The 12,202-nt window shown below is 40.4% G+C and carries 11 protein-coding genes and 1 pseudogene; 6 read left to right on the top strand and 6 right to left on the bottom strand.

The window, feature by feature from the left end:
• Nucleotides 1-11: 11 nt before the first annotated feature.
• On the bottom strand, nt 12-674 hold the full coding sequence (locus AC6CHI_RS01530; protein ID WP_498119144.1) for a hypothetical protein: 663 nt from the start codon (nt 672-674) through the stop codon (nt 12-14).
• Nucleotides 675-1,028: 354 nt separating this feature from the next.
• Between AC6CHI_RS01530 and tssH the strand changes: the two genes are divergently transcribed.
• The 6 genes from tssH to AC6CHI_RS01500 are packed head-to-tail and all read left to right on the top strand — an operon-like array spanning nt 1,029 to nt 8,589.
• Complete coding sequence (tssH, locus tag AC6CHI_RS01525; RefSeq protein ID WP_498119406.1) at nt 1,029-3,695, top strand: type VI secretion system ATPase TssH; 2,667 nt, start codon at nt 1,029-1,031, stop codon at nt 3,693-3,695.
• Between the two features lie 26 nt (nt 3,696-3,721).
• Nucleotides 3,722-4,840, top strand: a complete 1,119-nt coding sequence (gene tssA / locus AC6CHI_RS01520) for a type VI secretion system protein TssA (RefSeq protein WP_498119143.1) — start codon at nt 3,722-3,724, stop codon at nt 4,838-4,840.
• A 5-nt stretch (nt 4,841-4,845) separates the two neighbouring features.
• Nucleotides 4,846-6,210 (top strand): type VI secretion system baseplate subunit TssK, encoded by a 1,365-nt coding sequence (gene tssK / locus AC6CHI_RS01515; protein WP_498119142.1) that lies wholly within the window; start codon nt 4,846-4,848, stop codon nt 6,208-6,210.
• 12 nt (nt 6,211-6,222) lie between these two features.
• Complete coding sequence (locus AC6CHI_RS01510) at nt 6,223-7,026, top strand: DotU family type IV/VI secretion system protein (protein WP_498119141.1); 804 nt, start codon at nt 6,223-6,225, stop codon at nt 7,024-7,026.
• Nucleotides 7,027-7,040: 14 nt separating this feature from the next.
• Complete coding sequence (locus tag AC6CHI_RS01505; protein ID WP_498119140.1) at nt 7,041-7,619, top strand: hypothetical protein; 579 nt, start codon at nt 7,041-7,043, stop codon at nt 7,617-7,619.
• A 1-nt stretch (nt 7,620) separates the two neighbouring features.
• On the top strand, nt 7,621-8,589 hold the full coding sequence (locus AC6CHI_RS01500) for a M15 family metallopeptidase (RefSeq protein ID WP_498119139.1): 969 nt from the start codon (nt 7,621-7,623) through the stop codon (nt 8,587-8,589).
• A 147-nt stretch (nt 8,590-8,736) separates the two neighbouring features.
• On the opposite strand, the gene AC6CHI_RS01495 is transcribed toward AC6CHI_RS01500, so the two are convergent.
• The 5 genes and pseudogenes from AC6CHI_RS01495 to AC6CHI_RS01475 form a co-directional block, all read right to left on the bottom strand.
• Entirely contained in the window at nt 8,737-8,886 is a 150-nt protein-coding gene (locus AC6CHI_RS01495; protein ID WP_458891114.1) for a zinc ribbon-containing protein, read from the bottom strand.
• 269 nt (nt 8,887-9,155) lie between these two features.
• A complete protein-coding gene (locus tag AC6CHI_RS01490; protein WP_458890815.1) occupies nt 9,156-9,299 on the bottom strand; it encodes a zinc ribbon-containing protein in 144 nt (47 codons plus the stop codon).
• 446 nt (nt 9,300-9,745) lie between these two features.
• Nucleotides 9,746-10,666 (bottom strand): formimidoylglutamase, encoded by a 921-nt coding sequence (gene hutG / locus AC6CHI_RS01485; RefSeq protein ID WP_498119138.1) that lies wholly within the window; start codon nt 10,664-10,666, stop codon nt 9,746-9,748.
• Between the two features lie 36 nt (nt 10,667-10,702).
• The gene (gene hutI / locus AC6CHI_RS01480) at nt 10,703-11,908 is read right to left on the bottom strand and encodes an imidazolonepropionase (RefSeq protein ID WP_498119137.1); all 1,206 of its coding nucleotides are present in this window, start codon (nt 11,906-11,908) and stop codon (nt 10,703-10,705) included.
• Between the two features lie 151 nt (nt 11,909-12,059).
• Nucleotides 12,060-12,171, bottom strand: a pseudogene (locus AC6CHI_RS01475) (hypothetical protein); the annotation flags it as partial.
• Nucleotides 12,172-12,202 lie beyond the last annotated feature (31 nt).

The following is a 12,202-nucleotide window of genomic DNA, read 5'->3' as shown; positions in this document are numbered from 1 at the left end:
AAATTAAATTGTTATAGACCTGCAAAAGGATTGCTACTGGTATTGCTCGTAGTTGTATTTGTTTTCGCTATGCTTGTATTGGGTTTCGTTTTGTTTGCTGGAGGGTTGGCTTTTGATTTAGTTTTACTTTTCGAAGCAAATACTTTAGTGGTTTTTGCTTTCGACGATTTAGAAGAACTTGGATTCTTTTCAGCAGTATTAAGTGCTGTTTCTAACAACACTGAAGCGGGTTTAGCTGAATTGATTGCCCGCGTAAAATCCTGCGCAGCAGGGTAAGTAATATCTGAACTTAAATAACGCATTTCTTTCTGACGCATCTGTTTTAATGCATCATTAGCAATACCAGTTGCTGCTAAAAATTTAACATCGGTCAGTGTATTACCTTGCACTTTTTCTGCTTCAAGTTGCTGAACAATGGCTAATGCTTTTTCATTTTTCCCAATCAACTGAAAGCGTTGCGCAGCTTGAACTAAATATCCATTTTTATTATCTGCATTTTTTTTATCACAGATTTGAGCATAGGTTTTTAATAAAACAGAATCTGTTTCACCAGCAATCAGCGGATTTTTCTTAATACAGCTTCTTGAAATATCCACTTCTGCATTACTCGCGAGTGTACTCATAGATACACAGCACAATGATAAACATGCAGATATCAAAATATTAGTTTTCAAAACAACCTCTGTTTATAAAGTATTTATCTAAAGTTTTAACCACATTCACTGGTTTTTACTTTATGTATTTTTAAAGTAGGCAGATTTAACTAAAAAATAACCGCACTCGTCAAGACAAATTTCGTCAACTTATGACAATTAGCAAGTGTAAATAACACTTTTTTTCTTAAATTTTATGGTATAAGATGCGCACGACTTTATACCAATTAATTAAAAACATAATTTTTCATATTAAAAGTTATGATTTTTTGACTAAGAAAACTTGATTATTACTTTATTATTAATAGCTTATTCACTGTATATTTTTATTTTAAAGTAAGCATTTATTCTTAGTCTCAAAAGCTGAGATCCATGATGAATAATTTAAAAGTTTTAATTACAAAATTGTCTATACCTGTGCGTGAGGCACTTGAAAAGGCAGCGAATTTTTGTGTTTCTCAACAAAATTTTGAAATAGAAATTGAACATTTATTCTCTGAAATTGTTAAACAGCCTGCTGATAACGATTTAAAAATATTACTAAAAAAATATAAAATTTCTGAACCTGATTTAATTCATGATTTATCACAGAGTATTGCTCAATTACCCAAAGGCAATACTCGCACCCCTATTTTTGCACGATCGATTGTCCGATTATTTGAACAAGCTTGGTTGGTCGCCTCTGCTGAACAAAAGCCCGTTATTCGCAGTAGCCATCTTCTTGTCGCCTTACTTACGGCTTCAGATCTCTTTCAAATTGCCAGCCGAGCATCTTCACTGTTAGAAAACTTTCCAATTGACAGCATGAAGCATCAATTTGGGGAATTATGTCAACAAAGTATTGAATCTGAGCCAACTACAGCAAAGCATCCCAAATCTGATGTGAGCTCCGATACTACACAGCAAAAATCTGCCAAAACACCTGCACTAGATCAATACACCATCAATTTAACGGAAAAAGCACAACGAGGTGAAATTGATCCAGTCATTGGTCGTGAGCATGAAATTCGTTTAATGCTCGATATTCTGATGCGCCGCCGTCAAAATAATCCAATTTTAACGGGTGAACCCGGTGTTGGAAAAACAGCTGTTGTTGAAGGTCTCGCATTAAAAATTGCACAAAATAATGTGCCTGCAGCACTCCAAAATGTGCAATTACGGACCTTAGACATGGGGCTGTTACAAGCAGGTGCCAGTGTCAAAGGTGAGTTTGAAAACCGACTCAAACAAATTATTCAAGAAGTCCAAAGCTCAAGCCAAGCTATTATTTTATTTATTGATGAAGCCCACAGCCTAATTGGAGCTGGAGGTCAAGCTGGGCAAAACGATGCTGCGAATTTACTAAAACCTGCGCTTGCCCGTGGTGAACTGAGAACAATTGCTGCAACGACATGGGCTGAATACAAACAATACTTTGAAAAAGATGCCGCTTTGAGTCGTCGCTTTCAAGTAATTAAAGTTGAAGAACCAAGTGAAGCTGTTGCGATTGATATGTTGCGCGCCATGATTCCAGTCATGTCCGCCCATTTTCAACTCGCAATTGATGATGAAGCCATTATTACCGCAGTGCATGCCTCACATCGATACATTACAGGAAGACAACTTCCAGATAAGGCAATTAGTGTATTAGATACGGCTGCTGCACGGGTTGCATTGACTCAGAATGCGCAACCAGTCGCCTTAGATCAAGATAAGGCGCAATTGCATAATTTGCTATTAGAACTAAATATCCTTGAAAAGGAAAATCAGCTTAATGCGATTCATAATGAACGTATCCACCAGATTAAACAGTCCATTCAACAATTAGAACAAAATATCCAGACTTTAGAACAAAAGTGGCAACAAGAATTAGCACTGGTGCAACAAATTCAAGCGATGCAACAGAGTAGTACACAACAGCCAACTGAAACAATCGCTGAGCTCCGAAAACAATTGCGTACTCTACAAGGTCAGCATCCGCTAGTGTTTGAACGCGTAAATGCAACGATTATTCATGAAATTATCTCTGACTGGACTGGTATTCCTATCGGCAATATGGTCAGTGATGAAATTAAACAAATTTTAAGTTTAGAAGAACAACTTTCTCAACGTGTCATGGGGCAACCTTATGCCTTAAAGCAACTGGTGCAAGGAATTAAAACATCTAAAGCAAAATTGGAAGACCCCAATAAGCCTCAAGGTGTCTTTATGCTAGTCGGACCAAGTGGGGTCGGTAAAACAGAAACCGCTTTGGCATTGGCACATGAGTTATATGGTGGTGAATCCCATCTCATCACCATCAATATGTCTGAGTATCAAGAAGCTCATACCGTTTCTTCATTAAAAGGTGCACCTCCAGGTTATGTTGGCTACGGTCAAGGTGGCGTATTAACTGAAGCTGTGCGTCGCAATCCCTATAGTGTGGTGCTGTTGGATGAAATTGAAAAAGCCCATAGTGATGTTCAAGAACTGTTTTATCAAGTCTTCGACAAAGGAACACTAGAAGATGGTGAAGGTCGCGTAATTGACTTTAAAAACACCACGATCTTGCTAACCTCCAACACTGGCTCCAGTGCCATTATGCAAGCCTGCTTAAATCAACCCATTGAGCAATGGCCAACCGCGGAACAATTGCTAGATCAACTTAAACCAAGTTTATATCAGCAATTTAAGCCAGCCTTTTTAGGTAGAATGCGCATCGTTCCCTATTTCCCATTACATGATGATCTTTTAATTCAGATTATTGAGCATAAATTAGCGAAAGTCATTCAACGACTAGAACAGCAATATCAAACACAAGTGCAGTACAGTGCTGAAGTCCCAGAACTGTTACTAAACCGTTGTACCGAAGTTGATAGTGGTGCACGCAATATTGACCACATTTTAAATGCAACGATTTTACCCGCGCTAGCAACAGAAATTTTACTTGCCCTTAGTGAACAAAAGCTTCCTCAACAGATTTGGATTGATGTGCAAGATGATGAAATCAACTATGTACTGGATCCTCACATTAAGTCGGCCAAGAAGAAGATTGCTAAAAAACCTAAATTAGAAACCTTGTAAAAACAGACTCGGATTATTCAGCACTTATGAATTTTTCACTTGAATCCTTGCTTGAACCCATAGCGGGTTCTCGCGCTTGTGGAGAGGATTTGTCTTTCTCCAATGAATTCCATGCCATAAAAAAAGCCAAGACTCAGGATGACCCTTTACTCGCCTTGGGTGATTGGGTTACGGAACCTAAACAGGCAGATTGGCAATTTGTTGCTGAGCAAAGTAGCATGCTGCTTGCCAATAAAAGTAAAGATATTCGCTTACTGACTTGGTTATCTGAGGCTTGGGCACATTTATATGGCTTCCAAGGTATTGCCTCAGGATTAGAATTGTCCTATCGCTTACTAGAGCAATACTGGTTAAAGCTACATCCTGAAATTGAAGAGGATGATTTAGACCAACGCCTCGGTCTACTCAAAGGTTTAGTCAATCAACTGCCAGTGCTCATCAAAAAAACCCCACTGATGGAAACTTCCCCAGCTTACTCGTTGTTTGATTATGAAAACTTTCTTTATCAACATAATCAACTCCGCAAGCAATCTGAAGATGAGGATCATGGGATTAATGCTCAACAGCTTGAACAATTTGAGTCAGCACTAGCGACGAGTGCTCAAAATATACAACTACAAAATTACCAAAATTTTGAATTAATTTTGGCGCACTGGGAAAGTTTGAAGCAAGTGCTTGATCAATTGATGCAGCTAGAAGCCCCGAGTTTTGCTCAGATCGATTCACAACTTGAAGATATCCATAAATCCTTAAAAAAAATTTATAAACCCGATCTGTTACAGACCAAGCTAAATACAACTGCACTGACCGCAATGCCTGACAGTAATCTCGGAACACCCCTGCCCGATATCTCCAAAACCATGACAACTATACCTCAGCAGCAACCGCAAAATTTTCAAGCTTCAGCACAAAGCCACCTAAAGAATCGTGAACAGGCAATCAAACTTTTACAAGATATTGCCGAGTATTTTAAAACACATGAACCTCATAGTCCGGTGAGCTACATGCTACAAAAAACTGTGAAATGGAGCCAAATGCCTTTACATGAATGGCTGGCTCAGGTCATTAAAAATGAAAACCCACTGGAATCTGTACAAGAATTATTGGGTGTTCCTGCAACTAGCAATGAAACAAGTAACTGGTAATTTATATGTTTAAAGCAGAAAAGATTCTTTGGGGTGAGGGGCTTTTTTTACGTCCACAACACTTTCAATTACAAGACCGTTATCATGAACAACATTTAAATCACACCATTCGATCTACTATTCCTTTTGCTTATGGTGTGCAAAAAATTAATTTCGATGAAAGCCAATTAAATATCAATGTTCTGGCTTTGTCGTCAATTGAAATGATTTGGCAAGATGGCGAAATTTATACGGCTCCCGCACGTGATCTTTTACCAGAACCGATTTTACTGGATCATTTAAACTTGCGTGGAGAAATGCAAATTTACCTTGCAATGCCCATCGTTCAAGCCAATAAAAAAAATGTCTCTTATGAACAAACAACGCAACCAAGTCGCTATCACTGTTATTTAAATGAAACCCATGATCTATTTACCGATGCTTCCCCAGCAGAGATTTCGCTGTTAAAACGCAGAGCTGAATTTAAATTATTAGAGCCTCATGTCATACCATCACATGAAATGGATGGTTTTCTCTATTTACCTGTTGGCAAGATTAAACGTCAAAGTTCTGGTCAGTTTGAGCTTGATCATAAGTTTATTCCGCCTTTGTTACATATAGAATCTAGTGAAGCATTATTTAATCAACTTAAACGCACGCTGAATGTGATTCGTGCCAAAATTAAAACTATTCAAACCAATAATCGTGAAAATGAACAGAAACTAATTGAGTTTAGATCGGGGGATATTGTTTCATTTTGGCTAGTGAATGCCTTAAATACCGCTTATTCCAGCTTAAATCATATTTTTCAGCATCCACAAATCCACCCTGAACGCTTATTTTGCGAATTATTAAGATTAACGGGATCGTTACTGACGTTCTCTTCGGCACATGACGTCGATCAACTGCCTCAATATCAGCACCATCAGTTGCAACAGAGTTTTCATCATTTAGATCAAATTCTACGTGATCTATTAGACACCATTATTTCGAATCGCTATATCAGCATTAGCCTGAAAGAAACACGACCATCTTATTGGGTCGGTAGTCTTGAAACAGACAAAATTACTCGTGACACTCGACTTTACGTCGCAGTATCTAGCAGCATGATGCCAACCCATGAGTTGATTCAGATTGTTCCTTTACGCTTTAAATTGGGCAGTACAGTGGATGTTGAACAGCGAGTGGTGGCCGCCCTTCCTGCCATTCCATTACATCATCTGATGCAAGTGCCGACCGCGATACCAGTCCGCTCAGGCGTGAGTTACTTTGAGGTAGAGCCACATCATGAGCTTTATCAAAATATGCTGGATTCAGAAACTATTTGCATCTATGTCCCTTCTGGTTTTCAGGACATCAGCATTGAATTAATTGCGGTCATCAATGGTTAAGGAGTAATTAGAATGAACTCGACAACTAAAGCTCCTTCCCTCTTTGATGATGGTCAAATTGGTAGCAGCATTCCACAAAGTATGCCAATAACTACCCAGCAGAGTTCAACCTTAACGGATCTGCTGTACGATGGCTTCTACATTGTATTCTTATTACGTAACCAATATATTCCAGCCAATCCCTCTCAATTTCGTGAAAAAGTTCTGGATTTATTGCATCGTTTTGAACAACAAGCACGAAAATTACAATTTTCAGCCAATGATATTCATGATGCGAAATATGCCTATTGCGCACTACTCGATGAAACAATTGTGACCCAGCAAGATGCTGCATTTTTTAACTTGCAGAATGTCTGGTTGATTAATCCCCTACAATTGAGCTTGTTTGGTTCGCAATTAGCAGGCTATCAATTCTTTGAAATTTTGGAACAGTTACGACATAAAGGCAAAGAACGGCTAGCATCACTAGAGGTCTTCCATTACTGCATGTTATTGGGGTTTCAAGGAAAATACCGTATTGAGTCGATTGAAAATCTGAACCATTTGGTGGCTCGCGTTGGTGATGAAATTGATTTTCTCAAAGGTAAAAAAGCTGCATTTTCTCCATTTTCAGCATTACCCGACCAGATTAAGAACATCATTCATAAAGAACTGCCGTTTATTTGGATTGTCTTATTTTTATTCATATTCAGTTTGCTTGCTTTCGCAGGCTTAAAGTACTCATTGAATCAACACACCCAGACCTCTCTTGCACCCTATGAAAATGTAATTAGTACGCCTGCCGAACAGGCCAATATTACGATTTATTTACCTTAAATTGTGAGTGGCTCATGGCACTAGAAAAACAGAATACAATACGTATTTTAAAATCCACACCAACAAAACCACAAAAAAAATCATCTATTTATGTTATTTGTGGCTTTTTGGGCGGAATTGTTTTGAGTTGTGGACTGTTTGGTTTTTTTTACTATTCCCAAGATTCAGAAAAAAGCCATCTACATCCTTCAGACCATCAGCAAACGGAATCCGAGACAAATACACATACTCCTCAAGCAACTGAGCAAAGTGAAATGAAGGAGGATGATCTCGATTATTCCAATCAAATTAATGAACAGGAAATGTCAACACTGTTCAAGCATCCTGTAAATCCTACTGCAAATCTCAACAGTCATGTTCAGCACAACTCCCCTTTTGCACAGCTTAACCCAGAACCCCAATTCGTGACCAAGGATGTCATTGTTATAGAGAAAAATGAGAAAAAAAATCAGCCAACACCGACGAAACCCAAACCATTAGCTCAAGGGGTGGTGAAACCTGCACTATTGGATCAATTAGATAAAGAAATTGAATTAGTCCAACCTCAAGCACCGACGATCCTCGCTCCATCTACTCCTGCACATTCACACTAAGATGATTATTTTTATTAGTTGCAGTTTTTTGGTCTTAGTGATTGGACTGAGCTTGTTAATGTCTTACGAACTAAGGCTACGGACTCTCAATTATGTCCGCATGATTTTACCCAGTAGCAAACAGAAACTTGGGCATGCACGACATTTTGCCCAAGAGATGAGTTATGCTGCCTCGGCTGAACAAACCCAGACACATTGGCATTTACAGCAATGGTGGATTTTAATTGCAGGATTTTTTTTATTAGGTAGTGTGTTGCTGTTCGCTATTACGCGACCTATTGACCCCACCAAAGTTGAAGCCAATTATCTGGAAAAAGTTGACCCTCAAATTTACGCCTTATTAAATGGTGAAATGTTAACTCCACCACCTGAAGTGGATGAACAATTGGTGGATGCAGCAATTGTTGAAGCAATGCAACTCGAACAACAATATCAGGCACAGAGTCATCCGAGCACAGCACCAGCCTTCTCTTTAGAACGTGACAGTACCTTTGCGCAAAGTCATGGGCATTTTGAGACTGCATTGGTCGACCGTAAATGGGATCGTATGAATCCTCGTTACAAGCAACGCTTATTGATGGTCTTTAAAATTATGAAAGAGCGTTATAACTATGAACTGGTTTTGTTAGAAGGTTACCGTAGCCCTGCTCGACAAAATATGCTGTCCGGCAATAAAAATACCACTCGGGCTAAAGCCTTTCAAAGCTATCACCAATTTGGCTTGGCTGCGGATGTGGCTTTCAAACGTGATGGCAAAGTTGTAATTTCTGAACGCGACCCTTGGGCATGGCGTGGCTATCAGCTATATGGCGAGGTTGCGGAGTCAGTCGGTTTAACTTGGGGGGGACGATGGAAGTCCATTCAGGATTATGGTCATACCGAATATCGCATGCCAGGTTTAAAGAAAACCGCTGAAATGGCAGAAAAATTAACCTCAGAAAGTCAACTTTTAGCACAGGATCTAAATTAAGCGCATGATGCTAAATTGGTTTAAAGCGCCTGATGAATAGCTCTGACTAAATTTTATTAAAGTGTAGACCACAAAAAGCCCTATGCAGTAATAGGGCTTTTCTTTTAAAACAGGATTGACTGTTTTAGTGATGTTGCACAAGCACGTTTATTTTTTAAATTCGGTGCAATGGCATTTGGTACACGGGGGTAAACGATCTGTACCAATTTCTAAGTAGACTCGACGTCCGCATTGAACACAAAAATAGAAGCCTGTTCCAGGTTTTTCGCCGGCAGTAATCATTTTTGTCCTCCTTATGTTCTTTTAGAAATGGTTTCCCTAGTATAACGCGCTTCATCCCAATGTCTATTGATCATTTTAAAAAATAATGATGTCATAAATGTGAGAAATGATGTAAAGCTAAAACCGTAACGGCTTCGATCTAATCGATTGCGCTTGACTTGCATTTTTGTCTACCAAATGACTGATGCATGATGTCGAACTAAAAGTTCCATCCAGCAAAAAGCCCTATCAGGTGCGACAGGGCTTTGATACGAAACAGCGGATAACTGTTTGCAGGGTGCGACTTATGCAATCTTATTGTTGAATTGATTGCCAAGGCATTTGGTACACGGAGGTAAACGATCAGTACCAATTTCTAAGTAAACGCGGTAGCCGCATTGCATACAAAAATAGAAGCCTGTTCCAGGTTTTTCGCCAGCAGTAACCATTTTTGTTCTCCATGTGTTTTAGAAATGGTGAACAAAGTATAGACAAGCTATGCAGATTGTGGAGGATGTTTCGTGACCGCATGGGTCAAATAAAATCATATAAGAATAACATCGGTTTAATGAGCCCAAATCGCGGATAAACCATCCCCTTGAAAATGGGAAAGGCTCAAACGAGCTATTCTAATTTTTTAAAGCAGAACTGTATGGGCTTAAGCCTACGTCCGGCTCTGCCCAGTATTTATGAGATTGTTTTTTGGGCAAAGCCCCAAGTGATACAGGTGTTTTGGTTGAGCGTGATAGATCTAAATCGGCCTATTTACACAGTCAATATAATAAGCCGATGATGCTAATGTATAGCATCATCGGCTAAAACAAGATTCAGATGAAGTGATTCATTCTTGTACAGTTGGGTTCGACTCAGCCAACCATGCATGCAAACCTTGGTCTCAATCAAATAAATAATTAAAAATCAAATATGCTGCGAGCTTAGCGGTTCTGTTATCCAAATCGTAATTTGGATTGCACTCAGCCACATCAAATACCCGAATTTTTCCGGTGTGCTTGATGGCTTGGAACAATGGTTCAAATATATTTAAATCAATACCTTTGACCGCTGGTGCACTCACTCCTGGGGCAATACTGGCATGAAAAACATCTAAATCAATGGTGACATACAAGACATCTACCTGATCCATAAATGCTTGAACTTTTTCAATCAATACCGGCAGTTGAGCCAATTGCAATTCATGATCGTAAATATAACGACAATTTAAGCGATCCGCAGTATTAAACAGCACTTTGGTATTGGCATGCTTGGCTACACCAATACACAAATAATGAAATGCTTGTTGATGCTGTGCGGAAAGCTGAGCTGCATTTAAAAATGGGGTACCTGAGGTCACTTGCTCCGCTTCACGCAAATCAAAATGAGCATCGAAATTGATAATGCCAATCTTTTGCTGAAACTGATGTTGTTGCACATACTGGAATAAACCCGAAAAGCTACCAAAAGCGACCTCATGCCCCCCGCCCAGCACAATCGGTTTCATGCCCTGTTCAAGGCTGTGTTGCACACGACTTGCCAATGCAGCTTGTGCCTGTTCTAACTGCCCCTGCTCACAAATGACATTCCCTAAGTCCTGCAAATGAATATTTTGATGGACAGGCAAGTTCGCCAATTGGCTACGAATGACATTTGGTGCTTCGGCTGCACCAATACGTCCTTTGTTGCGCTTTACTCCCTCATCTGAGCTAAAACCGATCAGGGCATATTCAGCCGTTTGCTCTTGATTGATGATTTGGTGAATACGGCGATGTTCTTCTGTATCGCCATCATTTCGACCTTGCCAAGTAAAGGTTTGATTCATTTTTTTCAATCACTCTATGCAATAAGGAGCCAATGGTTAAAACTGGATTTCTACACCATGCTGAATAATCCGTTTAGGTAAATCACCACCTAACCAGTAGACAATTTCGGATGGGTGTTCAATATCCCACGCCACAAAATCAGCCAGCTTGCCTTGGGCTAAACTGCCGAGTGTGTCTTGCAAACCAAGTGCCTGCGCCGCATGAATAGTCACACCAGCCAAGGCCTGTTCTGGGGTTAAACGGAATAAAGTACTGCCCATATTCAGCATGAGGCGTAACGACAATGCTGGTGAAGTTCCCGGATTTAAGTCACTAGATAAGGCAATACGCACCCCATGTTGCAGCAAACTTTGCATGGGTGGTAATTGGGTTTCTCTTAACAGATAGAACGCCCCCGGTAACAACACCGCGACGGTGCCTGCTGCAGCCATGGCTTTGACATCATCTTCGGTCATGTATTCCAAATGGTCTGCCGAAAGTGCATGGTAGCGTGCCGCAAGACTTGAACCGCCCAAGGCAGACAATTGTTCGGCATGCAGTTTAACGGGTAAGTTCAGTGCTTGAGCCGCTTTGAACACGCGTTCGACTTGCGCAGGAGAAAATGCCAAATATTCACAAAAAGCATCCACGGCGTCGACCAAACCTTCCGCATGTAGTTTCGGCAGCATTTCTGTGCAGATATGCTCAATATAAGCATCGCTTTGATCTTGATATTCTGGCGGTAAAGCATGCGCTGCCAAGCAGGTACTCTTGACCGTCATGGGCAATGTCTCTGACACCTGACGAATCACGCGTAACATTTTGCGTTCATTGGCATAATCCAGACCGTAGCCTGATTTAATTTCAATGGTGGTCACGCCATCGTGCAGCATACAGCGGATACGCTTTAAGGCAGATGCCAATAACTGTTCTTCGCTGGCCTCGCGTGTTGCGCGTACAGTACTGGCAATGCCCCCACCGCTGGCTGCAATTTCCGCATAACTCACGCCTTGCAAGCGTTTTTCAAACTCCACGCTTCGGTTGCCACCAAAGACACTGTGGGTATGGCAATCAATCAAGCCTGGTGTTACCCAAGCCCCATTCAGATCAATACGCTCGGCATAATCGTCAACAGGTAAATCTTGTTCAGCACCAATCCAGTCAATCAACTGCCCAGAGGTCACAATGGCTCCCTGCTCAATGCTGGAGTATTGTCCATTTTGCATGGTGGCAATGTGGCAGTTGTGCCAAAGTTTTTTCATTCCAATTCCTCACATTGCCCAAGCATGCGCTGCAACTTGGGCAATTTACTATTGAGCTTTACATTTCAAGCTGACCAGAAAGATTTTGATCTTTCACTTTAAGCGTGTTTTGTTTTGGTTTGACCCATATGTTATAGGCAATACAAAGTAGGGCCAATTTAATGGCCGGTGCTGAACCGTAAAAAAGCAATGGCTGAACCTAAAGCCAAAAAACGGATATGGCGGGTATTAAGACCCCGCTGCAGTGAAGCCTGTTGTGACATTATAATCTCCGATCCTTGAGGAAGTTTATTA

Source organism: Acinetobacter sp. GQ146 (assembly GCF_059758585.1).
Note: the sequence above shows the minus strand (reverse complement) of the source record. Positions and strands in the feature narration are given on the sequence as shown.